Origin of the sequence: Streptomyces purpureus (assembly GCF_014648195.1) — a bacterium.
Taxonomy (GTDB): domain Bacteria; phylum Actinomycetota; class Actinomycetes; order Streptomycetales; family Streptomycetaceae; genus Streptomyces; species Streptomyces purpureus.
On record NZ_BMQQ01000042.1, the window covers coordinates 23,271 to 45,332 of the forward strand.

Annotated in this window: 21 protein-coding genes, 1 tRNA gene and 4 pseudogenes; 13 read left to right on the forward strand and 13 right to left on the reverse strand. The window is 71.2% G+C overall.

From position 1 onward, the window contains the following. Positions 1-7 precede the first annotated feature (7 nt). The gene (gene thpR / locus IEZ01_RS32095; protein ID WP_189205235.1) at positions 8-592 is read right to left on the reverse strand and encodes an RNA 2',3'-cyclic phosphodiesterase; all 585 of its coding nucleotides are present in this window, start codon (positions 590-592) and stop codon (positions 8-10) included. Between the two features lie 432 nt (positions 593-1,024). After that, positions 1,025-1,861: a DUF4436 family protein gene (locus tag IEZ01_RS32100; RefSeq protein WP_019891844.1), complete on the reverse strand. Its 837-nt coding sequence runs from the start codon at positions 1,859-1,861 to the stop codon at positions 1,025-1,027. Positions 1,862-2,431: 570 nt separating this feature from the next. Here IEZ01_RS32100 and IEZ01_RS32105 point away from each other — a divergent pair. Further along, positions 2,432-2,590, forward strand: coding sequence for a hypothetical protein (locus tag IEZ01_RS32105; RefSeq protein ID WP_019891845.1), 159 nt, complete (start codon positions 2,432-2,434; stop codon positions 2,588-2,590). A 238-nt stretch (positions 2,591-2,828) separates the two neighbouring features. Here the strand turns inward: IEZ01_RS32105 and IEZ01_RS32110 are convergent, their stop codons facing one another. Beyond that, complete coding sequence (locus tag IEZ01_RS32110; RefSeq protein WP_019891847.1) at positions 2,829-3,125, reverse strand: hypothetical protein; 297 nt, start codon at positions 3,123-3,125, stop codon at positions 2,829-2,831. Between the two features lie 250 nt (positions 3,126-3,375). Between IEZ01_RS32110 and IEZ01_RS32115 the strand changes: the two genes are divergently transcribed. Together IEZ01_RS32115 and IEZ01_RS32120 are read left to right on the forward strand one after the other, a co-directional pair. Further along, the gene (locus IEZ01_RS32115; RefSeq protein ID WP_106960068.1) at positions 3,376-3,549 is read left to right on the forward strand and encodes a cytochrome P450; all 174 of its coding nucleotides are present in this window, start codon (positions 3,376-3,378) and stop codon (positions 3,547-3,549) included. A 387-nt stretch (positions 3,550-3,936) separates the two neighbouring features. Next, entirely contained in the window at positions 3,937-4,743 is an 807-nt protein-coding gene (locus tag IEZ01_RS32120) for an ATP nucleotide 3'-pyrophosphokinase (RefSeq protein ID WP_189205237.1), read from the forward strand. A 289-nt stretch (positions 4,744-5,032) separates the two neighbouring features. Here IEZ01_RS32120 and IEZ01_RS32125 read toward each other — a convergent pair whose 3' ends face one another. Next, positions 5,033-5,254 (reverse strand): hypothetical protein, encoded by a 222-nt coding sequence (locus IEZ01_RS32125; protein WP_019891850.1) that lies wholly within the window; start codon positions 5,252-5,254, stop codon positions 5,033-5,035. Positions 5,255-5,303: 49 nt separating this feature from the next. Here IEZ01_RS32125 and IEZ01_RS32130 point away from each other — a divergent pair, with 49 nt between their 5' ends. Further along, entirely contained in the window at positions 5,304-5,789 is a 486-nt protein-coding gene (locus IEZ01_RS32130; protein WP_019891851.1) for a DUF2975 domain-containing protein, read from the forward strand. A gap of 672 nt (positions 5,790-6,461) precedes the next feature. Beyond that, complete coding sequence (locus IEZ01_RS32135) at positions 6,462-7,106, forward strand: hypothetical protein (RefSeq protein WP_019891852.1); 645 nt, start codon at positions 6,462-6,464, stop codon at positions 7,104-7,106. Positions 7,107-7,438: 332 nt separating this feature from the next. Here the strand turns inward: IEZ01_RS32135 and IEZ01_RS32140 are convergent, their stop codons facing one another. The 3 genes from IEZ01_RS32140 to IEZ01_RS32150 form a co-directional block, all read right to left on the reverse strand. Then, positions 7,439-8,905 carry a hypothetical protein gene (locus IEZ01_RS32140; protein WP_028798351.1) on the reverse strand — a complete coding sequence of 489 codons (1,467 nt, stop codon included), beginning with the start codon at positions 8,903-8,905 and terminating at the stop codon, positions 7,439-7,441. Continuing rightward, on the reverse strand, positions 8,902-10,542 hold the full coding sequence (locus tag IEZ01_RS32145) for a Mucin-2 (protein ID WP_229833321.1): 1,641 nt from the start codon (positions 10,540-10,542) through the stop codon (positions 8,902-8,904). The genes IEZ01_RS32140 and IEZ01_RS32145 overlap by 4 nt, the downstream gene beginning before the upstream one ends. 343 nt (positions 10,543-10,885) lie before the next feature. Then, entirely contained in the window at positions 10,886-11,338 is a 453-nt protein-coding gene (locus IEZ01_RS32150; RefSeq protein ID WP_189205239.1) for a hypothetical protein, read from the reverse strand. Positions 11,339-11,399: 61 nt separating this feature from the next. Here IEZ01_RS32150 and IEZ01_RS32155 point away from each other — a divergent pair, with 61 nt between their 5' ends. Then, the gene (locus IEZ01_RS32155) at positions 11,400-12,260 is read left to right on the forward strand and encodes a hypothetical protein (protein ID WP_189205241.1); all 861 of its coding nucleotides are present in this window, start codon (positions 11,400-11,402) and stop codon (positions 12,258-12,260) included. A gap of 224 nt (positions 12,261-12,484) precedes the next feature. After that, a complete protein-coding gene (locus IEZ01_RS32160) occupies positions 12,485-12,904 on the forward strand; it encodes a hypothetical protein (protein WP_019891857.1) in 420 nt (139 codons plus the stop codon). A gap of 448 nt (positions 12,905-13,352) precedes the next feature. Here the strand turns inward: IEZ01_RS32160 and IEZ01_RS32165 are convergent, their stop codons facing one another. Further along, entirely contained in the window at positions 13,353-13,838 is a 486-nt protein-coding gene (locus IEZ01_RS32165) for a DedA family protein (protein WP_189205243.1), read from the reverse strand. A 378-nt stretch (positions 13,839-14,216) separates the two neighbouring features. Here IEZ01_RS32165 and IEZ01_RS32170 point away from each other — a divergent pair, with 378 nt between their 5' ends. Beyond that, complete coding sequence (locus tag IEZ01_RS32170; RefSeq protein WP_229833322.1) at positions 14,217-15,257, forward strand: hypothetical protein; 1,041 nt, start codon at positions 14,217-14,219, stop codon at positions 15,255-15,257. A 583-nt stretch (positions 15,258-15,840) separates the two neighbouring features. Here the strand turns inward: IEZ01_RS32170 and IEZ01_RS36230 are convergent. Both IEZ01_RS36230 and IEZ01_RS32175 read right to left on the reverse strand, forming a co-directional pair. After that, a pseudogene (locus tag IEZ01_RS36230) lies at positions 15,841-16,026 on the reverse strand (IS701 family transposase); the annotation flags it as partial. Positions 16,027-16,097: 71 nt separating this feature from the next. Further along, the gene (locus tag IEZ01_RS32175) at positions 16,098-16,814 is read right to left on the reverse strand and encodes an SDR family oxidoreductase (RefSeq protein WP_189205244.1); all 717 of its coding nucleotides are present in this window, start codon (positions 16,812-16,814) and stop codon (positions 16,098-16,100) included. A 143-nt stretch (positions 16,815-16,957) separates the two neighbouring features. On the opposite strand from IEZ01_RS32175, the gene IEZ01_RS32180 reads away from it, so the two are divergent. Continuing rightward, positions 16,958-17,905 carry an AraC family transcriptional regulator gene (locus tag IEZ01_RS32180; RefSeq protein ID WP_019891863.1) on the forward strand — a complete coding sequence of 316 codons (948 nt, stop codon included), beginning with the start codon at positions 16,958-16,960 and terminating at the stop codon, positions 17,903-17,905. Between the two features lie 360 nt (positions 17,906-18,265). Here IEZ01_RS32180 and IEZ01_RS32185 read toward each other — a convergent pair whose 3' ends face one another. Together IEZ01_RS32185 and IEZ01_RS32190 are read right to left on the reverse strand one after the other, a co-directional pair. Further along, positions 18,266-18,706 carry a DUF6086 family protein gene (locus IEZ01_RS32185; RefSeq protein ID WP_028798353.1) on the reverse strand — a complete coding sequence of 147 codons (441 nt, stop codon included), beginning with the start codon at positions 18,704-18,706 and terminating at the stop codon, positions 18,266-18,268. 18 nt (positions 18,707-18,724) lie between these two features. After that, positions 18,725-18,985, reverse strand: a pseudogene (locus IEZ01_RS32190) (hypothetical protein); the annotation flags it as partial. 255 nt (positions 18,986-19,240) lie between these two features. On the opposite strand from IEZ01_RS32190, the pseudogene IEZ01_RS35385 reads away from it, so the two are divergent. Next, positions 19,241-19,413 (forward strand): annotated as a pseudogene (locus tag IEZ01_RS35385) (DNA primase); the annotation flags it as partial. Continuing rightward, a pseudogene (locus IEZ01_RS35390) lies at positions 19,408-19,700 on the forward strand (DUF6009 family protein); the annotation flags it as partial. The pseudogenes IEZ01_RS35385 and IEZ01_RS35390, both read left to right, overlap by 6 nt. Positions 19,701-19,921: 221 nt before the next feature. Here the strand turns inward: IEZ01_RS35390 and IEZ01_RS32195 are convergent. Further along, positions 19,922-19,996, reverse strand: a tRNA-Trp gene (locus tag IEZ01_RS32195). Positions 19,997-20,099: 103 nt separating this feature from the next. Between IEZ01_RS32195 and IEZ01_RS32200 the strand changes: the two genes are divergently transcribed. Further along, on the forward strand, positions 20,100-20,933 hold the full coding sequence (locus tag IEZ01_RS32200; RefSeq protein ID WP_189205247.1) for a competence protein CoiA: 834 nt from the start codon (positions 20,100-20,102) through the stop codon (positions 20,931-20,933). 737 nt (positions 20,934-21,670) lie between these two features. Beyond that, positions 21,671-21,940 carry a hypothetical protein gene (locus IEZ01_RS32205; RefSeq protein ID WP_189205249.1) on the forward strand — a complete coding sequence of 90 codons (270 nt, stop codon included), beginning with the start codon at positions 21,671-21,673 and terminating at the stop codon, positions 21,938-21,940. Positions 21,941-22,062 lie beyond the last annotated feature (122 nt).

Sequence of the window (22,062 nt, forward strand, 5' to 3'; positions counted from 1 at the left end):
AAGTGGTTCATCTCGCGAGCCCCAAGGGCCAGGCCTCCACGTCGCGGTAGCGGATCGGCCCGGGCCCGCGGCCGTAGTTGCTGCCCACCAGATGCAGACGCCCGGCCTGCCACGTACGCCCGGCGAACCCGGAAAGACCCGCGGCCGCCCGCACCACGCTGGAGGTGTCGTCACGGCGGGAACGGGCCAGCGTCAGGTGGGGGTTGAGCGGCCGGTCCGCGAAGGGGACGCCGGCTTCCTTCACCAGCGCCCGTACCTCCCCGGCCAGCAGCCGCAGCCCCTGGAGGTCTCCGCCGATCCCGCTCCACAGCACACGCTCGTCGAAGTGCCCGCTGCCCCGCAGAGCCAGCCGCAGGGGCTGACGGCTCGCCGCCAGTTCCGCGAGCGGCGGCATCAGGAGCGACACAGCCGGCTGCGGCAGCTCACCGAGGAACGCCAGCGTGATGTGCCAGTCCTCGATACGGTTCCACCGCATGCCCGGGTAGGCGTCATAGGCCGGCCGCAGCGCCTGCGCCAGCTCCTCCTTGGCGTCATCCGGCGGAGCAAGGGCTATGAAGACGCGGACGGTCGCGGCCTGGATCTGTTCGTTCACGACCAACTTCGTACACCACCGGCTCCGGCCGCTGCGATGCGCGGTGCGCCGCCGCCCGACGGTGGGGGAGCGGCAGCTTCCCCGGGCCACACCTGGCCGTGCCCGCCGCATACGCGTCAGCTCTCCGGCGGTGCCGCCCCGGCGGTGCGGGAGGGCGCGAGGAGTCGGCGTCCTCCCGCACGTCCTCACACCATCCTCCGGTCCCGGCCCTCGCATGATCTGGGCCGGGATCCGGGGACCGTGTGCGTCACCTGCCGGGCACCTTGGGGGCCGACGGGGGGATGGGCGCCGTCGGCACCGTACCGACGCCGCCTGCCCGCCCTGCGCCGGCTGACGCCCTACGGCACCCTGCTGACGGCGTTCGCCGTGCTGACGGTCGGAGTGGGACTGACCCTGCGCAGCCTGACGCCTCTGTGAGAGCCGCGAACGCGCCTAGGCGTGGCGGGCGCGGTCCCGGCGCAGAGCGGTGTGGACGCTGGTGACGACCACGGCGATCAGGCACAGGGCGATGACGGTCTCGGCCCACAGGAAGGCGAACCAGTCGATCACACAGCCGATCGGGGGCTGGCCGGGGGCGGTGTTACGGAACGCCGCAAGGGCGAACAGGGTCGCGGCCATCCAGGCGAGGGCGGGCCAGACCAGGCCCTCACCGCGTGTCGTCAGGTACCAGGCCCCCATGAGCACGGACGCGGCCAGCGCCCACATGACCACCATCATGAAGACCGCGAAGACCAGCAGGCTGCCCGACCGGGAGAGCCCCAGCCCCACCTCGGCGCCCTGCCCGGACGGCGTCGGGGTCGCGGAGATCGAAAAGAGGGTGTCGTTGCTGGAGAACATCACCCTGACCGGCACCTCCTTGCCGCCCAGCGCCGCCCAGAACCCGATGTCGGTCTCATAGGTGTCGAACGGATAGTCGCTGACCGATCCGCCCGCGATCGCGACCTGCACGTCGGTGGTCACGAGCCGTTCATGCGCCGTGAACTCCAGGTCGCCCAAGGTGGCCGCGGAGGTCTGGAGACTGAGGTCGGCGACGGGGGCGGCCCCCTCCTGTTCGCCGAAGGCCCCGCGCGGGACGACCCGCACCCGCAGCACCAGCTCTCTGGCCGCGGCATCGACATGCTGGACGGTGGCCTGCACATCCACCCGGTCGGCGGCGTCGGATCCGACCGTGTGAACGGTGTCGATCGCCTGCCGCTCGGTGAACTGCAGCCACGATCCCACCGACACCGCCACCAGGATCAGGACCGCGATGGGAATCAGAACCGGCACGATCGACGCCCCGAAGCGGCGGCGTGGGGGAGGCGAGTTGGAAGGTGGGGCCATGGTGACTCCGACGAGAGGGAGGGACGGGCTTCTCCGGCCCGGCACCGCAACCGGACCTCGCACCCGCGGCGCGGCCCGATTCCAGGAATACGCCTTCGCCTTGCGGACGACCGCCTCCCGCCGGACCCGGGCCGATGACTGCAACGCGATCCTCCCCGACCAGGCCGACGGCCCACCGCATCCGCACGGCGCGTGTCGGCGCGCCGGGCCCCAGGCCTCACGCCGCCGGAAGAGGGGGCGAAAACGGCCCTGGCATGTAGTTGAACGGTTGAGCAAGGCCGGTGTCGAGGCGGCCGCGGCTTCGGCAGACCTGCGATCCACGCTCCATTGCCTTCGCCCGGTGCCGTTCGCAAGCCGCTCGACGCGGCGCTCGCGCCTTCCAGGGGCCCTCGCGGAGCGCTTCCGTGCCTGCTCAGAGGGGGTTAGCGCGCGGGATGCGTGGTGTCGCTCCACCCTGGAAGAGCTACGCCCGATCGGGTGCTCAGTGCCGGTCATCGTGCGAGGGCAGGAGAGGCCATGAGCGAGCGTGAGATGGGGCCGAAGGACATAGCCAAGGAGCCGGAGACCACCAGGGACGCGCCGAAGCGCGGAACCTGCTGCATCTGCGGCGAGACCATCGCAGGCACCTCCGCGGCATACGCGATGTGCGCCACGTGCCGCAGCGAGTATCCGTAAGAACTCCACGTCCGACGCCTCACCCGGTCCGCCGCCTCCCGGCGGGGCCGGGTGAGGGCAGTCAGGGTGCCCCGCACTTTGCCCGGGGCACCCTGACGTCGCGGGACATCGTGCCCACGGCCGGTGCGTCGATCTGCCCGAGCGTCTCGACATCGGTGCGCGGCTCGCGGGTGGTCGGTCTCGGCCTGGGCCAGGCACAGTGCCGGCACCAGAAGGGGGGCGCCGCCGGCGGTGAGGTTCACCGCGAGCGCGTAGGAGTGCCCCATGCCCCGATGCCTGTGCGGTCACGGCACTGGTGTCGACGGTGACGACGCGGCGTCCCTGCCGGGCATGGCCCGAGCTTCTCCGCCGCGATCCGCCGCAGGCTGCCCAGCACATCGAGGCAGGCGAACTCGCTGATCTCGACGCCGATCACCTCACGCGCATGGGCGCGGGCCGCGACGACCTGCTCGGCCCGCTGCGCGGCGGTGGGCCGCGCGGCCACGAGGGCGGCGACGAGCCGGCCGATGCTGAACCCGCGTTCCTCGGCGAGCACGGCGAGGTGGGGTCTGCTTCGTGACCCGGATCGTCGTATTGGCCATCGAGTGATCGTAGCGTCCCCGTAGCCGCGGGCTGGTGCGCTTCCGCGTCCGCGGCAGCCCCCGCCGCTCCCAAGGGGAAACGCTGCCAACGCCGGTACGTCGAGCAGCCGCAGGCGGACGTGATGCGCACCGTGCCGGCGCGGCGGCAACCGGGTCTGGACGCTTGCCCGGCCCGGGCATGGCGGGCCCGCAGACCTCCGCCACCTGGCCTTCGGAGCTGGCCCTCACCCCTGCCTGGGCCAGTACCTGGCCACGCCCGAACTGGCCGCCGCCTTCGACACGCTGTTCACCCGCTTCCCCACCCTGCGCATGCACGCCCCGGCCACCGGCGGCGACGGCCGGCCTCTCGCCAGAGCGGCTGGTAGACGGAATCACTGAAGACGCCGCCGCCGAACGTCTCGTAGAGCTCCTTGTAGTCCTCCGGCAGCGGAACCCCGAGCCTGGCCGCTCGGGAGCTCGCCGGGCTACGGCCAGGCGGTGCCTCGGCGGTCCGCCGCGACGTGCGGGGGGAGATCCCCCAGCTGATGACCGAGCACCCTCGACGGAGATCCGCTGAGACGGTCACCGGCTCGGCGGCCGGCCGACAGCACAGCTCCGCCGCAGGATTCCGCCGCCGGGCGGTGCCATCACGCCAATGCCCGACAAATCGGCGCTGTTTCGCGGTACTTCTGCGTCCTTCGTCCCGTTGTCCCCGGCGACGATCACCGCCCGCCCCGTTCCCGGTGCGGGCGGTGCCATGCGCCAAGAAGGGACACCACCGCCGCCATGAGCACGCCCCACCTCGGCCGGGCAGCCGCCGTACTGGCCGCCGCCCTCGCCCTGGCCACGGCCACCACCGGGCCCACCGCGTACGCCGCCGCCTTCGACACGACGGGCAAGCACACCACCGCCATGCGCGGCGGTGACAGGGGCGGGCAGTGCGAGGCCGGCCCGGACGGCTGGACGCGCGAGGGACTGTGCCTGAGCGCCGCGGACAACCGCAAGGTCGACGCGTACCTGGCCCGCGCCCGCGCGGCGGAGCCGTCGATCAGCCGCGACGTACGGGCTGCCGCCGCCCTCAGCCAGGCCGAGCTCGTCGGCTTCGACCACCGGCTCAAGTCCCCCGACTCTCTCAAGCGGAAGGTCGCAACAGACCTCAAGGAGCATCCGGAGCGCAACGCCGACGACGTCCTGGCGCGCCTGAGTGACGCCGTTCGCTACACCCTCCAGTGGCCCGACGGCCGCTACACAGCCGGCGTCACCATCGCCGCGGAAGTGCTCTCCCACTGGGGCAGCGACACCATGAAGTGGTCCAACACCTGGGGCCGCGAGAAGGGCTACAAGGGACTCAACACGGGCTGGCGCGCGCCCGGTTCGCTGCAGCTGTTCGAGGTGCAGTTCCACACCCCGGCGAGCAAGTACGCCCAGGAGGAGACGCACAAGCTGTACGAGGAGCAGCGGCTGCCGTCGACCAGCCCCGAGCGCAAGAAGGAACTGCAGGCCCAGCAGGACGCGATCTTCGCCGCAGTACCCGTCCCGTACGGCGCTCCCACCCTCGCTCCACCCGCCCCTCGTCTGGCGCCGGCCGCCTGACACCCACCGCGGCAGCCCCGCCCGCCTGCCGCGGGGCTGCCCTCGTACCGCCGCGCGGGCTTGGCGGCGGGCCGCGGCGCGGCGGGTTCGGATTCGTTCCCGGCGAGGACGGGATGCCGTTGGCTGCGCAGTGATGTCCTGTGCAAGCGCCCTGTCAGGCCAGGCCGGCGAGAGGCCGCCGAGCCGGACTCCCGCGGCCGGTTGTCCGGGTGCTGCTCCGAGGAGCCGCATCCGGCCAGGGCGAGTCCCGCGGCGATCGCCGCCGCAGCCGTTTTCCTCTTCCGTGCGCTCATGTCCGCCGGTTCCCCGTGAGGATCTCAGGCCACTTGCCCGATCTCCGGCCGCGCTCACGGAGCTGGACCGCTGTGGTGCCGACGGTGGGTTCGCCGGTCTCGTCGGGTTCGATGCCGAGGCCGGCGAGTTCGACGACCTGGTTGGCGATGGCTTTGGCTTCGACGTCGTCGCAGATCTGCCCCGGAGCCTCGTTCCTCCGTCCGAGCCCTTGTCCCATCTATCGAAATTCGATAGATTCCCATCGTAAGTCGATGGAAGGCTGGGTTATGGGAAAGCTGGCAGTGGGTGCGCTGCGCGCCGTCCTGGTGGTGGTGTTCACCGGCACCGTGTTCGTTCAGGCCTTGATGGTGTGGGCGCTGGCCACCGACCCGGAGGACGGGTCGCTCCCGCTGACCCCGCTGCGCGTGATCACGATCCTGGGCATGATGTCGGCCCAGGTCGCCCTGGTCTGCGTGTGGCAGTTGGCGGCGATGGTGCGACACGGAACCGTGTTCTCCCACGCCGCCTTCCGGTACGTGGACGGCGTCATCGGCGCGATCGTCGCGGCTGCCCTCATCTGGTTCGCGGTCACGGCCCTCAACGCGCCGGGCCAGCGGGAGGACCCGGGCGTCACCGTCATCATGGGCGGTGTCGGCGTGGCCATCCTGGGCGTCGCGCTCATCGTGCTCCTGCTGCGGCTGCTGCTCGCCCAGGCTGTCGCGCGCGACGTCGAAGCGGCGCAGATGCAGGCCGAGTTGGACGAGGTGATCTGACTGCCGATCGCCGCCGACATCGACGCTGTGGACGATCGCGCATTTCCCCAGCGCCAATAGGAGCAGTCGGGTGGTTCGCGTCGGCCCGACGGCCGGTCCGCGACGGCTGGTGGTTATGACAGCCCGATGGGCGTTGCCCTCAGCGGATGACCGTTGAGCTCCTCGCAGCCTTCTTCGTCCCACCCAGAGCTCACCTTGAGTGGTGAGGTAGGGATGCAGCCCGCGCACGTCACCGCCATGCAGGTCTGCCAACGGTCCACGATGCCGCTCACCGTGAGCGTGACTGCTCCGGCAGGAAGGTCACTCAGGCGCTCACCCCGTTGTGGCATTGCAGAGACTCAGCGAGATCACCGGGCAGCGGGGTGCCAAGAAGCAGCTCCGCCTGCTGGATGTCGTCCCGTGTCGCGGGAGGATTGAGCAGTGCGAAGTCAGACGCCGCGTCCGCCTGCCGTCGGCTGCGTGCTGAGGCGTTCCTCCCCCCGAGCAGCCCGCGGGCAGCCACACCTGCGAGGCCCGTCGTCCCTGACGGCGGGCCTCGCAGGCTCCCGTCGTCATGCCACGCTCAACGACCGGACCGTCATCGATGCTGTCGCTGACCCTTGTGACGGTGGGCTTGCGCGGGCGCACACCAACAGGCGGTGCTCTGTCAGATCCTGGCGATAGCGTCCTCTCATGGGCTTCACGGGCGCCTGGGCCATCACCAGCCATACAGACAACGTCATCGCCGTCCTGGCACCACGGCTGCTGCCGGCCATGCGAGCGGACCGCGCCCGGCCAGATGCCCAACGCCGCTGGCAGGAGTGGCGCCGAGCACCCCTCCCGGCCTACGAGACCTGGTACGCCTCTGAGAACAGCCCGCATGGCCCGGCGGCCGACAGCGCTGCGGTCGAATCGTTCCGCGAGCTCACCGCCCCGGGCCCTCACGTTGACGAAGTCTGTGACGGCACCGCCGACCCGGCCTTCTACGTCGTCGACGATGTCTGGGATGGGCAGAGCGACGCGGGGATGTTCATCTCCGTCCACTCCAAGGAATACGCGGTCTCGGCCCTCTTCCATGCTGTCGGTCCCGACAGGGCGGCTCTCCTGCCGGGCTGGTGCGGCAACTTCCTCCTTACTTCGGCCCAAGTAGCCGCGTTCCTTCCGCACGTGGAACGCGCCCTGTCCTTCAGCGCCGCGGAGCGCACCCTCGCAGACAGCCAGGACTGGCTGTCCTACTCCAAGGGCGAGGAGAGCGTTCTCGACGGGCCCCTGCGGGTCTGGCGCGCCGCCGCGCACAGCGGGCACGGCCTGTGCGGGGTGGCACTTCACCTGTCCTGACTCCGCCTGACGACATGACTCGGCCAGCGGATCACAAGACAGCGACAGAGCCCGTTCATCCGGACTCACGTGGACCCTGTGGCCCGTACGGTGAAGGACGAGCGGACGGACCCCGCGCCCCGGACCGGCGCCCGCCGACACCAGGCAGAGGCGCAGGCAGGCCGTCCGGCTGCAGCTCGTCCTCAGCCCAGGCCACAGGCGTGCACCGTGATATCGGAAGCGGCGCCGGCCGCCGCCGCGTTCGGATGGATCCCTCGATTGCGGCCTGATCCTCGGTGAGCTTCGGCCCGCACCCGCCTACCCGGCCGCGGGCCCGCGCGAAGGCGAGACGGTCATGGGCGGCTCACCGTACGGGTCACACCCGCGACGATCGTCGTCGCCAGGATCCAGCCGGTGACGATCAGGGCGTACGACAGCCACTGGTACCAGCCGGCAGGGGCGAAAGCCGACTCCTGGCCGAAGCTGACGATCGGCAGGAGCAGGTCGAGGGTGTAGAAGACGGGGTTGAAGGCAGGCGCCTCACCCGCCTTGACGGGGCGTGGGTGGTCCAGGCCGTACGCGATCGACCCGACGGCCGTGAGCGACAGCAGCCACAGGGCCGCGCGCAACGGGCGGAAGCCGTAGCCGACGGTGCCGTCCTGGAGGTACCCCCACACCCGTCCGTACCAGGTGAGCGTGGTGCGCCGGCGGCGCTGCTTGGCGAGTTGGACGTACCGGGCCCCTTCGTCGTCACCGACGTGGCGGTAGGCCGCCGTCAACTGCTCGTAGCCGTACGGCTCGTAACGCTCGCCGTCGCGCTCCAGCATCGGAAGGCGCCGCTCGGCGGGCTCGTGCGGGGTGAGGGCGGTGTAGGTGAGATTGCCGAGATGCACCTGGTCCGGCAGCATCTCCGGCTCGAGGTTCATGATCTCTATTCGAGACCGCCGCAGATTCAGGGCGCCCTCGATACGATCGCCGCCGTGCAGCCAGAGTTCACCGATGACACAGCTGCTGGCCCGCAGCGCCGTGCCGCCCGGATGCGACAGGCGGGCGTGGAGCAGGTCGAGGCGCCCTGATATACGCGAGCCCCGCAGCTCGACCCCGCCCCGTGTACGTATGCGCCGCGCCCGCACATGGGCCCCCACGGTGAGGTTCTGTGCGTCCAGCGCGGTGCCACCGGGCTGGTGGAACTCTGCGTCCTGGACGTTGATCCGCCCGGCGACGGAGGCCCCGGTGAGTCGTACCTGGCCGTGCGCGCGCATCTCCGGCGCCCACAGGTCGGCACCGATCACGGCCTGGTTGAGCTGCAGCACCGGCTCGGAGTCGTCCGGCGCCGTGAACCGCGCCTGCTCCATGAACAACGCCCCGGAGATCTGCACCCCGCCCAGCCGCACCGGCCCCCGCACACGGCAGCCCGTCATCCGCACAACCCCCTCGACCCTCAAGGTCGCCGAGGTCAGGCCCGGCAGAACCGACCCGCTCAGATTGAGCTGGCGCAACTGGGCACCGTACAGCTCGGGAACGCCGTCGAAGTGACAGTGGCTCAGCCGGATCGCGGCATCGATCCGGGCGTGCTTCAAGTCCAGTACGCCGGTGATCCGCGCCCCCGTGATCTTGAGCGCGGCGATCTCCCCTTCCTCCTGCGGAGCCTTGACCAGCAGCGCCCGCAGCACACTCGCCCGTACGGTCCGCTCAGCGCCCCAGGCGTCGCCGAGCGCCGGATCCTCGTCCTGGGCGGCGCGGAAGTCCACCGACTCGCCTCGCGGAAAGGCCCGCCATATACGCGCTTCCGCCGGCGTCAGACCGTCACTCTCGCTCACGCCGGGACTCCGGCATACCGCGTTCGAGCCGTCAACTGCCGCACAGAGCACGCCATGCTGTTCGAATCCCCCGCCCCGCACCGCACCGCCGCCCCGCACCGCACCGCCGCGCCGCGTCCCGCACCGCCGCGCCGCGTCCCGGCCGGCGCCGAGCCCGGCCCCAGTTCATCAACCGCGCGTTCATCACGATCGTCACCCAGCACCGGGGCCACGTCGCTCCAGGCGCCCGTCATCGTCATGCGGGCACCCCGGCCTCGTCCATGACCGCGGCCATCTCGCCCGGGGGAAGGGCCGGGTTGGCACCCGCGCTGGAGGCCAGGTCGGGCAGGGCGAGGGCCTCCAGGAGCCGGGGGAGCGGCAGGCGCGGGTCGCGGGTCGCGGGTCGCCGCCTGACGCGTCCGGACGTCCGGGTCGTGGCTGAGCCGCTCGATCATGCCGGGGCCGGCGGCGGGGTCGCGGACTGCCAGTTGCCGGTAGATCGCCTCCGGATGGTCGGCGTAGCGGGCGGCGAGCCCCTCGCGGGGGAAGCGGGGGTGGCCGGTCGCCATCCAGGCGGAGAACGTCCCACCGAGCCGTGCGTACACGCTCATCAGGACCTCCTCGGGGGTGTCGGGGTGATGGATGGCCAGGTGGGTGCGGACGACGGGGTCCGGGTCCTGGCTCAGAAGCCGCAAGAGGCCGGGCGGTAGATGGGGGCTGCGGGCCGCGGCGCGGCGCAGCAGGGGATGGGTGGAGGTCGCGGCCTGGTGCAGCACGCCCTGATCGGCGATACCGGCCGCCACCCAGTCCACCTCACCCCGTGCGTGCGGGGCCACCGTGAAGTCGATCGCGGCCCGGCGGGCTTCGGTCAGTTCGGGCCGCAGGGAGACGGCGAGCCGCACCCCCTCGTCGGGGTCGACGGCGAGCCGGTTCACGAGGTCGGCCGGCAGGGACGGATTGCCGGCGAGTTCGGCCAGGTGGACGCCCTCGGCGAGGAAACGCTCGGCGTCCGCGCGGCTGACAAGCCCCCGGCGCAGAGTCTCGGGCAGGGCGGCGGGGTCGCGCAGCAGCGCCGCGGTGAGCCGTGCGTCGTAGGGGCACGCCAGCAGCGCGGCAGAGCGTCGTACCTCGGGGTCGGGGTCCTCAAGCAGCGTGGCGCGCCCGTCCGCCGTCAGTTCGTTCCAGACGCGCAGGGCGGCACGTCGTGCGGCCGGATCGGGATGCCGGACCAGGGAGGCGAGGAAGGACGGCGCCACGTGGGGCGAGTCCAACAGGGCGCTGCGTACGGAAGGTTCGGGGTCGTCGAGGAGACGCCCGCATACGGCGTCGGGCAGCGGACGGACCTTCGTCCGGGGATCGTGGGTCCATTCGGGTCCGTAGGCGACGGCGGCTCGCACCGTGGGCGAGAGGTCGTCCGCGAGCCGGGCGCGCTGCTCGGGCTCTGCCTGGCCGCTCATGGCGAACTGGACTCGCGTGCCCACAACCGGGTGGGTGAGGACGGCCGCCACGGCCTGCTCGGGCAGCCCGGGCCGGTGGAGGGCTTGGAAGGGCGGGCCGGGGCCCCCGGCGTCGAAGGCGATCAGCCGCAGCAGCAGCGGCGTGGGGAGGGCCGGGTTGGCGGCGACTCCCTCCAGCGCGCAGGAGTAGACAGCGACCATCCCTCAACTCCCCGACCCCTCGCTTCGCGCGCAGCCCCTTCAGGCCGCCTGCGCAGCCCCTTCAGGCCGCCTGCGCGGCGCCGGCCTCCCGGTCGACGGCCGTCATCCTGACACGGACCAGGCTGCCACCGCACGTGACCAACGCCGGCCCCCACCACACCAGGCAGATATCGTCGCCCCACGCCAGAGCCACGACGCGGCAGGCGCAAGAACCCCGCCCGGGGACACGCGGGCGAAACCGCGCCGCACTCCCTGCGAGTCGCCGGATTTCACCCCGCTCACCGCGCCACGCTCTCCCGGCCTTCGCCTGCCCCTTGAAGGGACGGTGGGGGAGGAGCCGGGGTCAGGGGACGAGGACGAGGCCTGTCACGGCCATCGCGCACGCCGTGGAGCCCGAGACCATCATCCACACGGCATGGCGGACGTACCTCTCACGGTCCCCGCGCTCCTTGCGCACCGCGGCCATCGTGCCCATGTGGACCTTGTTCGCCACGCGCGGCAGCCGCACCAGCGAGTACGTCTCGCCCACGACGTGCAGGGGATTGGGGCCGACGCCCGTGACGTGCCGGGCGTGTGAGCCGCCCGCCGTCGGATACTCGTAGCAGGCGCGCAGGGTGTCGGTGCGGACCAGCGGCTCCAGCGCGACCAGGACCGCGGGGACCTCGACGCCCGTCTCCTGCAGTTCCCTCGCCTCACTGAGCGCGCGCCTTTCGCCGCTGAAGCACATCAGGCCGAAGAGAAGCAGGCAGCCGCCCGCCAGGAGGAACGCGCTGAGTACCAGGATGACCATGTCCACAGCGGTGACCGTACGTCTTCGGGATACCTTTCGGGAATCCCCACCCCTTACGATCGCGCGCATGTCGATCATCTCGTCCATACCCGTCCTCCTGGGTGACCGGGGCGCCGAGCTCCGTGCCGACAGCGGCGGACTGCTCCTGCGCCGCCCCCATGAGGAGGTCCGCATCCCCTTCGCCGCCGTCGCGCACGTGCACGCCGACGGGCGGGTGGTGGCCGTGGAACTGACGGCCCCGGCCGGGATGGAGCCGACCGTGTACCGGATCGACGGCGTGAGCCGCGCTTCGGCCACCGTCTTCCAGGAGGCGGTGAACAGCTCGCTGCCCCAACGCCCCGCCGACCAGGACCCGGTGGACGGCTCGACGCTCGTGACGCTCACGCCCCGGGACGACGTGGACGCCGGCCGGGAGGCAGACGACGAGGAGGAGGACACGGAGCCGCTGCAGCCTGCCGAGTTCGTCATCCGCTGCACGATGGCCGCGGTCGGCCTCGGACTCCTCGCCCTCGCCGCGGGCGTGGTGATCGCCGGGGACCATGTGAGCCGCGCGCTGGCGGTGCTGCTGCTCGGCGGCAGCGGCCTGGCGATCGGCCGGGCAGCAATCCGTACGGTGGCGATCCTGTGGAACGAGTGGTACCTGCCCCGCCACGGCATCACGGTCGAGGCGCAGCCCCTCCTCATCCACGGCGAGGTCGCCTACGGCTACACCGCCACCGACGGCAAACTCCGCCCCGCCCCCGGCTCCGGCGGCGTACGCGGCGAGACGTACCACGTCGCCTACCACCTCAAGCACCCCGCACGCGTGGTCGCGTGCAAGAGCCTGGGTGCCGTCTTCACGTGGCTGCCGATGCCGTTGATCCTTGTGACCGTCACCGTCCTCATCGGCTGGGGCACTCTCGCCCTCGCCCTCCCCGCCTTCCGCTGAAGCGCCCAGGAGCGACCACGGCACCAGCAGGGCAGGGCGCAGCGCACGGCCAGGCCGTACGTGAGCGGCAAGCCCACCAACCGCGCCGGCCCCACCAGCCACCCTGCGGGGTTCTCGGCCGGGCCGGTGACCGGCCCCGGGACCTGGCAGACCCGCATGCTCGACAGCCGTGTGTTCGCCGTGGCCGTCGGTCGACCGTCCCCCTGCTGTCGGTGCTCTGCGCCATGATGACCGGCGTGAACACCAGGATGCTGATAGACGTCTGGCAGCGGCTTCTCGCCGACCCTCGCAAGTCGTGGGTGCTGTTCGAGCATGGCACGTGTGTCGTGCTGACCGCTCCGGAAGGAGAGCTTGCCGAACAGGCAACCGACCTCCTGAAGGAGTTCGGCCCGGTGCATGCCGGATCCTCGGCAGGAGACTTCGGGGTGATCGACCTCAAGGACGTCGAGGGATGGGTCGTCACCGGGCATCACAACGACGTCCTCACCTATGTCGGCCCTGATGAGCCTCAAGATCAGTCGGAGATCGCTGTCGGGCTGCTCGGACGTTCCAAGCGCCACCGGGACGGCACCGAACTGCACGTCGTCCACGTCCAGGACCGGCGTGGCCCCGCGGATCCGGCGGGTCCCGCGGGTCCCGCGTAAAGGAGTAGCTGGTCCGCATCGCCGGTGATCGCGGGGGCACTTTCCCTGACGAGACGCGTGGTGGTCTTGTCGCCAGCCAAGGACCCGGGCAACACCGGGACCAGGGGGGCCCGCCCCGACGGCGTCCTCGTCTCCTGAAGCGCCGACGCGCTCATCAGACCGACGATCGCCGCGCAGCCTCCGACCCCGGTGTCCGCACCCGCCTCACCATCACCCGCCTCACCATCACCGGCATCAGCAGCGCGCTGGGTCCTGGCCGCTCTCCATGCGCCCGCCCGCGCGGCCCGCCAGGCCAGTCAGCCTGCCGCCGCCCGTCCCCGACGAGGCCCAGGAGGGGCAGGCTTCCGCAGGACCTCGCGCACGACCTCGCCCTACGGAACCCGCCCGAGGAGCACTGAGGCCGCGCGTCCATCCCGCCCGCCGCGGCACCCGCCCGCGCGGCACGGACTCACGACTCCTCGACCACGGCGTCACCGCCGGAGGGGGCCGCCGCCCTTCTTCTGCGGTACACCACCACCCCGCACACCGCGAGGAGGAGGACGGCCACGGCGCACACCCCAAGGGCCGTCCGCTCGGCGAAGAGCCTTCCCAGCACTTCGAGGACGCCGAGCCCCGCGGTCGCGTAGATCAGCGCCCAGGCCGCTCCGCCCACGAACAGGGCGGGGAGGTAGCGCGGCAACGGCATGCGCATGCTGCCCGCGAGGAAGTTGGCGGCGGTCTGGAAGCCGACGGTCAGGAAGGAGACGGCCACCACTGGCGCGCCCCACCGCTGGATCGCCCCCTCGGCGCGGCGGAACTTCGCCGAGGAGATCCGCCCGCCGAACCTGCTGCGCCGGGCACCGGCACCGGCGAGCCACCCGACGGCGAACGTCCCACCGGCACGGAGCAGGACAATGACATACAGGGCTCCGGCCGTGAGCGCGATCCTACCCACGACGCCTCGCCCCGAGCTCCGGGCCACAACCAGGGACGCCCCTCACCCGCATGGGCACGCCCCAGCGGGCACACGACGCGCACAAGCCCGGTCACCGTCTCTCATCTGCGCCCTGCCTCTGCCCGTTGTGTCCTCTGGGTTGCCACCTGCGGCACCGGAACCCCACTGCACCCCGCACGCCAGGCAAGGTCAGCCTAACCGAACGCGCATGCGGGGGGTACGGGGCGCCGGGCCACCGGAGGAACGACAGGCGAGGTCAGCGAATCCGGTCGGCTCACCCACGGCCGTAGGCCCCCGCCGGCGGGGGCAGGAGCCTCGCCCTGGCTGATCGCCCCTCGCCGGGAACCGTTCCGACCGGCGCCTTCGTCGGTTACGGATGTGACTGAAGTGACGCCGACGCTGCCTGCCGACCATCGCGAACTGATATCCGACCTGTCCGGGATTGTCAGCGACTACCCCTATGCGGATCCCGAATCGACCCTCGCCGTCCTCGCCGGCGACGCGGCGGAGGCGCTCGGCCGCGAGGCCACCCCGCAGGGCGGCCGGGAGCGGACCGGGTACACGATCCTCCTCCATGCCACTTGCTGGTACGTCTCCGCACGCATCTTCAGCAAGTCGCTGTTCGCCTCCTACACACGGGTCCTGGAGGGGTTCCGTGCGCAGCTGGACCGGGCCTCCTGCACCTGCCCGGCCGGCGCCCACCCCGCGGAGCTGGACTCGGAGTACGAGGTCGAGGCCGGGGTGAGCATGCTGACCGAGACCGGACGGGCCGCATTCGCCGAGGACTACGGTCTCGACCCGGAGGAGTCGGCCGTGTTCGACTGCGAGGGGTTCCTCGCCGGCCTCGCCGATGAGGCCCTGGACCGCTTGCACGAGGCACACCAGGAGCTCTTCGGCGGCATCGACGTCTCCCATCTGGACGCGCAGTTCGTCCGGGACGACGGCCGCATCGACGTCGTCGCCATGCAGGAGGCGATCAGCCGCAGCTGGGAGGACAACACCGGCCCGGTCGCCCTGTGGTCCGCCCGCCGCTGGCTCACCGGGCAGGTGCGGGACGAGGAGCGGATCGGCGTGTTCCTGTGCCTGTGGATGGGCATCGCCCAGTCATACGGGGGTCTGCCGCCCTCGTACGCGCGCGACCTGGCCGCCGCGCTCGCCACCATCGACCTGGACGTCACCTGCGAGCACCGGCAGCACCCCTGGTCCACCGCCGACTCCACCGTGCAGTCCCGGTACCGCGCGGTGGTCCACCTCTACGCGCCGGACGACCACCCCGAGACCCCCGTGCCCGCCGAGCTCTCGGCCCGCGAGCTGTGGGAGTGCCCGGTGCACTACGCCCGGTTGGCACAGGAGGCGTTGAAAGACCTTCAGGGATGGCGCACCATGCGCGGCGGTGACGACGAGGACTGGGAGGACTGAGCGGTACGGGGCCGCTGCGGTGCTCGTCCTGCTCCCAGTCCAGCAGGTACCGCTGGTGGCGTACGCATCCTCACCTGGCCAGGGGGCGGGTGAGGTGGGCGGGGTGACCGTGCGGCCGGTGTGGCGCTGTCCGGAGGCAGCCCGGAGGGAGGGCGTACCCCAGGCCGCACGACGCGTCTCTCACCGCGTACTTGGCTCGCTGGGGACCGCACCTCCAGCTGCGCAGGGCGCGCCCGCTCTCCCCGGGCCCCGTATCCGGCACACCGCGACGAGCAGTACTTCGCAGTCCGCCGACGCTCCACGTCTCGGCGGGCTCCATCTGCACCTGGTAGCCGGCCAGGGCAGGGCCCGGGGGCGGGGCTCGCCAGGATCAGGTCCTGGCGCCCGGGCACATCGCCGTCGCCGAACGCGGCCGTCGCCACCGCCTCCTGCCCGAATCGGCTGCTGTCGTCGACGAACCCGGCGCGGGCGAGCAGTTCGACCGCTTCCCGGTCGGAGACCGGCTCCTGGCCGGGCAAGAGCAGGTTTGACCAGCCCATGACGTGGGGGTAGCGCGTACGGTCCGCGCCCTCGGCATCGACCCGTGGCTGCGACGTGCCGAAGCTTGATGGCTTCTGCGCCAGTTCGACCAGTGCAGGAGTGCGTTCAGGGCTGTGATCGGCGGGCTGAACAGTGCGCCGATCAGGCGGCGGATCTCCGGGATGGTCAGGTCGACCGGGTCTCCGCTTCGGGCCGGGCGGCTCGGATCCGCACATCTGGTCGGCCTCGCGGCGTCGACCGCCGCGGCACGTGCGCGTCGCGGCGGCGTTGCTCCGTTGGCTGTTGCGTCTGGCGCCTGTATCACACCAGTGCCGCGCCGCCGTCTATCGCGAGCGTGGTGCCGGTGACGTAGGCGTTGGCCAAGACGAAGAGATAGGCCGCCGCGGCTTCCTCGGCAGTGCCGACACGCCGCGTGAGCAGCTCGGACCCGGCGCCCTGGAGGAAAGCCTCCGGGTCCGGGACACTGCCGTCCCACAGCTCGGTGCGGATCACACCGGGCTGGATCACGTTGACGCGCACAGGGGCGAGTTCGACGGCGAGTGCCCGGGACAGGGCCTCGATGCCGCCGGTGATACCTGCCGTGAGCGCGGTTCCGGACAGGGGGCGGATCGCGAGGACGCCGGAGCTGAAAGTGATCGAGCCGCCGTCGCGCAGTCGCGGTGCAGCGTACTTGGCGGAGAGGAACGCGCCCCAGAACCGGCGCTCGAAGACGGCCCTGGCCTCCTGCGGGGTGGTGTGGGCCAACGGCTTGATCAGCAGAGATTCGCCCGCGGTGTAGACGAGGTGGTCGAACTCCCCGACCTGCTCGAAGAACGCGGCGATGGCGTTGCCGTCGGCGACGTCCAGCAGGCGGCCTTCGGCCGGCTCGCCCAACCGCTTCGTCGCGGCGTCCACGCGGTCCTGACTGCTGGAGGCGACCACGACGTACGCGCCGGCCGCCACGGCCTGTCGGGCTACCGCGAAGCCGATGCCGGAGGTTCCACCGATGATCACGATCTTCTTGCCGGCCAGAGACATGGGACCCATTCCTTCGTCGATGCAGTGCCGGGGTTCGGCAACCGCCACGGCAAGAACGTACGCCTCCACATCGAGACGGTGAATGACTAAAGATCTCGATTCCCTGTCATATCGTCTCGCCCTGCAGGCGCTAGGGTGGCGCCATGGACATCCTGAGCGACACCCTCGAAGTCCTGCGCACGGGACGCCCGATGGTGACTCGCACCGACGCGCACGCCCCGTGGGCCCTGAAGTTCCAACCCATCTCAGGAGCCGGATTCCACGTGGTCGTGGAAGGCCACTGCCACCTCCTGCCACCGCACGACCAACCGCTCGCCCTTGGACCCGGCGACATCGTGTTCCTGCAGCGCGGCAGCGGACACACCCTGTGCGACGTGCCGGGCCGCGATCCGGTCGACTTCGTACCGGAGCGCGTGGACCGTTCCTCCCCGATCGGACAGGTCACCGTGGACGGACCGGGGCCGCACACGGTGCTGGTGTGCGGCGCGTACGCGATCGACGTCGATCGCCCGCATCCGCTGTTCAGCGATCTACCCGAAGTCATCCACCTCCCCGCGGTTCCCGGCCGCCACCCAGTACTGCGCTCAGCGGTCGATCAACTGTGCGCCGAGTTCCACGCGCCGCAGCCGGGCTCGGACGCGGTCGTCACGGCGCTCATCGATCTGCTGCTGCTGTACATCCTCCGGTCGTGGTACGCCGAACTACCCAAGGAGCGGACCCGGGGTTGGGCGGCCGCGCTGACCGACCCGGCCGTCGCCCCGGCCCTGAAGGCGATCCACGACGATCCCGGCCATCCCTGGACCGTGGAGTCGCTGGGCACCCGCGCCGGACTGTCCCGCGCGGCGTTCGCCCGCCGCTTCGCCTCCGTGGTCGGCGAGCCGCCGCTGACCTACCTGACCAACTGGCGGATGGCCACCGCGGCGCGGTTGCTGCACCAATCGCCGGCCCCGCTGAGCACCATCGCGCAGCACACGGGGTACACGTCGGAGTTCGCCTTCGCCAAAGCTTTCAAACGACACTTCGGATCGCCGCCGGGGGCCTACCGCAAGCAGGCCACGACGGCAGGCGACGAACCACGCGGATACAACTGAACGGTGAGGGCCAGGACATCACCGCAGCGGATGGGGAAGCCGCGGTCGCCGCCGATCCCGGCCTCGCGGTCGCCCCGATCTGGTGGAGCGCCGGGCGGATCGTGTCCAAGAACCCGAGCGATGCGTGATCGCGGCGATGCCCGAAGTGGCGGATGTCCTGGAGGCGAAGGCCCAGAGTGACGATGGCGAGTACGACGACGCCTGATGCGTGCGGCCACCGCGAGATGATCAAGGGTTTGGTTGTGGACTCTTGAAGATCGTGCGATGGCCGCGGGCCGAAGCCTGCTCGATGGCAGGCGTTGCTCGACCAGGCAGACGCCAACCTGGCTGTGATCGGTTCATCGGAAGCGGCTGCTCTGGTCAGCGGGGCATGCGGCGTCCCAACTCCCGTGCCTTCTCGCGCAGACCCGCAGCCCAGGCTGCGGCGTCCGCAGGGGCGGACATCCCAGTGACGGTGGAAACCTGCACGTCTTCCAGTGGGGCTTCCGGGGCGGCTCCGTGCCGTTCCCAGTCCACCTTGATCGCGGCGCGTTCTGCAAGAACGAGCACGGTGGCAATGAAGCCCTCGCAGAGCGCGAGCCAGATGGCGTGGCTCGTTCTTCGGTGCTTCGCCAGGAGGGCGTTGACGAAGGTTTCGAAGGTGTCGGGGCTGATCTGGCACTCGTCGTTCTCCATCGGCCCAATGCCCGAGGGGAGTTCCAGCTCCGCTTCGAAGACCGCCACCTGGCGCCGGAACATGCGGGAAGCTCCATTGGACGGGTTCCACAGTGTCTCGTCGCCGAGGCCGAAGTACTGGCTCATCGCGGCACCTTCAGCTGGTCATGACAGACCAGCGTATCCAGCCGGATCATTGCCGTCGTCGGTGTTACGTCTTGACCGACGCCGGTGGCAGATGAGGGCCGCGGCCATACCGACGAAGGCCAGGAAGTGTTCGGGCTCGCGTTCCTACCGGCGGTGCAGCCGACGGCAGCCGGCCAGCCAGGACACGGCCCTCTCAACTACCCATCGGTGGCGGCCGAGCCGCTGCGAGGACTCGATTCCTCTGCGGGCGATGCGGTGCCGGATGCCGCGCGTGCGGAGCCATCCGCGCGATACTGCCGGAACTCCAGTCCATGGTGAGGCCGGCGAGACACACCGGGACGGCCTGCCGTCGGGCAAGGGCCGACGGACCACAACCGGCGACGTCCCAGCCCCGGCACGAACCGTCTCCGGGACGGGAGACCGTACCGCTGGAAACCCTGCTGAGCCGGGCCGCCGTCACCCGGATCGAGGTCGGCCGCCGACCGCTGCCGGTCTATCACGAGCCGACCGGCACCCGTCCCTTCACACCCATCCGAGCACAAGATCGACAACCTTGCCGACATCCTCGTCGCCAAGGAAGGCCCGGGCATTCTCAGCTGGCTCATCGACGGCGCGCGCCGCTACCTCGGCGGAGAGACCTCACCGGCCCCGACAAGGTCCGCATCGCCACCACCGCGTACGCCAAGACAGAAGACCACACCGGCAAGCCGGCCTACTTCCGCGACGGCCGCATGGTCGGCTACGCCATTCTCGGCCCCAAGCAAAGGCATCCCGCGCATCTGGAACCTTCCGGCGGAGGGTCTTCTGGCTCCTGCCCCACGACCGCGACACCGTCCCCGAGGGCCTGCACGCCACCGGCGCCCCAGCCGAGGCCGTCGACCCCCGCACGCTCGAAGCCGGCAGCCGAGGACGCAAGACCGAACGCTCATTCACCATCTCCCAGGGCCCACGCTCTGAGCCGTCACGAGCTCGGCGTCCTCATCGCCAGGCGTGACGGTCTCGACGCCTCCCGGCTGACCACGGGCCTGCGAGCCGAGAGCACGCTTCCCGGCGCGCTCGACATACGTCTCGACAGCCGGTCGGCCCAGCGGAGTCTGCGCACCACACTGCGCGGTGCTCGTCAGCTTCTGCGCGCACCGGCATAACCGCCCTATGTGTAGGTCCATGAGCGAGCGGCCAGGCCCCCACGGGGCCCTGGCCGCTCCGCTGTTTGCGCAGGGGCGGCAGGATTCGAACCTGCGGCGTACGGGTTTGGAGTCCGCTGCTCTGGCCGGGCTGAGCTACGCCCCTTCGGTGGGTGGAGCTTGGCATCGCAGCGCCTCGACGCGCCACACGATTTCACGGCAGGCCGGCTGCGCGCGTGTGGCCGCCAGAGCGAGGGAATGCTCCGGCAATGCCGTTCACCGCTCAGCACGCCGAGCACGGGAGGCTGGACGCCACCCAGCCCGATCTGGGATGCGGAGTGAGCTGGGAGACGATCCACCGGGCCCGGGCCCCGCTGCACTGCCCGGCCTGTGACGGGCGGATGGTCGCCCGAGTCTCGGTGCTGGGACTACCACACTTCGCCCACCGCCGCCGCACGCCCGACTGCCCCCTTGCAGGGGAGAGCGCGGGGCACCTGCTGCTGAAGTCCGACCTTGCCGCGGCAGCACGCGCGGCCGGATGGGACGCACTCCTCGAGGCCGCTGCGCCCCACGGCGCCTGGTGGGCCGACGTCCTGGCCTTGGCCCCGGACGGCCGCCGGTTCGCGCTGGAGGCCCAGCTCTCGCCGATCACCGAGGCTGGTGTCCGCGACCGCACCCAGCGGTACGCGGCGGACGAGGTGCAGGTGTGCTGGTTCGACGATCGGGAGCGCCCACGGCCGTGGATGGCGGCGGTCCCGTCGCTGCATCTGACGGAGTCGGCAGGGGGGCCTCGGGCGGTACGCGGTGTGGTCGCCCGGTACACGGCCGACGACGGCTGGACCGCGGCCGAGGGCATACCCCTGCACGACGCGGTGACCTGGATCCTCGAGGGACGCCTGGTTCAGCACGAGGAGCGGTACGTCTACGGCGCGGGCGACTCCGGCGATGCATACCGGGGCCCGTTCTGGACCGCACCTCATTACGCGGCCGCGGCCGGGGCGGAGTCGGCCCGCCGGCAGGCGCTGCGGGACGCGGAGACCGCCCGTCATCAGCGGGAGCGGGGGCGCGGCAGGCGCGGGCGGCGGCGTACGAAATATTGCTGAAGGGCACGACCCGGACTCGGAAGGTGCCTGTGCGGTTCTGCTGGGTGGCGACCTCGGCCCGGTGCTCCGGGCACAAGGGATTGCCGCCGACCCCGTAGCGGTGGCAGGGGGCCTGGCACCTTGCGCAGCTGCCGAGGAGATGAGGCCTGGCGACCACGGCCGTGACATGGCCGCGGCGCTGACCGGCGCCGGTGTCGCGAGCTTCACGTCGGGCAGCATGCCCGTGGCCAGCACGGTCACCGGGCACCGTCCCGGCCGGCGCGGAGGCGCAGCAGGTGCTCGTGCATGACGCGGTTGTACCTGGCATCGGCCAGGGCGTGGTGCTCGCCCGAGGCCTGCGCCGGCATGGGAGGGTTCCCAGCGTCGACGATGAGGCCCTGGAGCTCGGTGAACCACTGCGGGATGAACTACGGCATCACGGCCCGGCTGTGGTCCCAGAGCATGTGAAGCCGGCCGATGTCCTGCCCGCCGTAGTACGAGTACAGCCGGGGTTCCGAAGCGTCGGTGTGGGCGAAGTAGGCGGCGAGGCCTGTCTGACAAATGATCTTGCGGCTGGAACAGGCAAGGGGACACTCTGTTCGGGCGGCCGCCTCAAAGGGCCGCGCCACATGTCCTGACCTCCAGGTGAACGGAGAAGTTCGTTGGAAGCCGAACCTGTTGGATCGCAAGGAACGCTCCTCTGGTCCGGGCAGCTCGGTCGCCAGCGGGCGGAGCTCTGCCAAGTCGGCGACCGCCAAATGCTCATCATCGGCGAGCGGCGGATCGTGTTGAAGCCCGATGCGGTGGTGCAGCACCGCTTGGGCTGGCTGGGACAACGGCTCACCATCGAGCAGCCCGGCGAGGCGTCCTTCACCCATCGCTACCGGCTGCCGTGGGCCTCCCAGCTCGCCCCGCTGTGGGAGGCGACCTACGACCGCTGGTCCGCAGAGGCCGACGACCCCGGACTCGTCCTGACCGAGCTGCTCGGTGGCATCGACGGCTGGCGGCAGGCCCCGGCCGATAATTGATCCCGTGGCGGAGCGAGGAGAGCTAGGGCCTGTTGTGAAAGTGCTGGTCACAGCCATTCGTTGATGGCTGCGACCAGCACTGTCGCTTCGTAGCGGACGGCGAGTTTGTCGTACCTGGTGGC

Coding starts and splice junctions, on each gene's coding strand:
- IEZ01_RS32130 (WP_019891851.1), top strand. CDS start 5,304: ATGGGAAAGCTGGCAGTGGGTGCGCTGCGCGCCGTCCTGGTGGTGGTG.
- IEZ01_RS32160 (WP_019891857.1), top strand. CDS start 12,485: ATGATGACCGGCGTGAACACCAGGATGCTGATAGACGTCTGGCAGCGG.
- IEZ01_RS32180 (WP_019891863.1), top strand. CDS start 16,958: ATGGACATCCTGAGCGACACCCTCGAAGTCCTGCGCACGGGACGCCCG.
- IEZ01_RS32145 (WP_229833321.1), bottom strand. CDS start 10,542: ATGGTCGCTGTCTACTCCTGCGCGCTGGAGGGAGTCGCCGCCAACCCG.
- IEZ01_RS32205 (WP_189205249.1), top strand. CDS start 21,671: ATGCTCATCATCGGCGAGCGGCGGATCGTGTTGAAGCCCGATGCGGTG.
- IEZ01_RS32120 (WP_189205237.1), top strand. CDS start 3,937: ATGAGCACGCCCCACCTCGGCCGGGCAGCCGCCGTACTGGCCGCCGCC.
- IEZ01_RS32135 (WP_019891852.1), top strand. CDS start 6,462: ATGGGCTTCACGGGCGCCTGGGCCATCACCAGCCATACAGACAACGTC.
- IEZ01_RS32185 (WP_028798353.1), bottom strand. CDS start 18,706: ATGAGCCAGTACTTCGGCCTCGGCGACGAGACACTGTGGAACCCGTCC.
- IEZ01_RS32200 (WP_189205247.1), top strand. CDS start 20,100: ATGCCGTTCACCGCTCAGCACGCCGAGCACGGGAGGCTGGACGCCACC.
- IEZ01_RS32105 (WP_019891845.1), top strand. CDS start 2,432: ATGAGCGAGCGTGAGATGGGGCCGAAGGACATAGCCAAGGAGCCGGAG.
- IEZ01_RS32155 (WP_189205241.1), top strand. CDS start 11,400: ATGTCGATCATCTCGTCCATACCCGTCCTCCTGGGTGACCGGGGCGCC.
- IEZ01_RS32125 (WP_019891850.1), bottom strand. CDS start 5,254: ATGGGACAAGGGCTCGGACGGAGGAACGAGGCTCCGGGGCAGATCTGC.
- IEZ01_RS32175 (WP_189205244.1), bottom strand. CDS start 16,814: ATGTCTCTGGCCGGCAAGAAGATCGTGATCATCGGTGGAACCTCCGGC.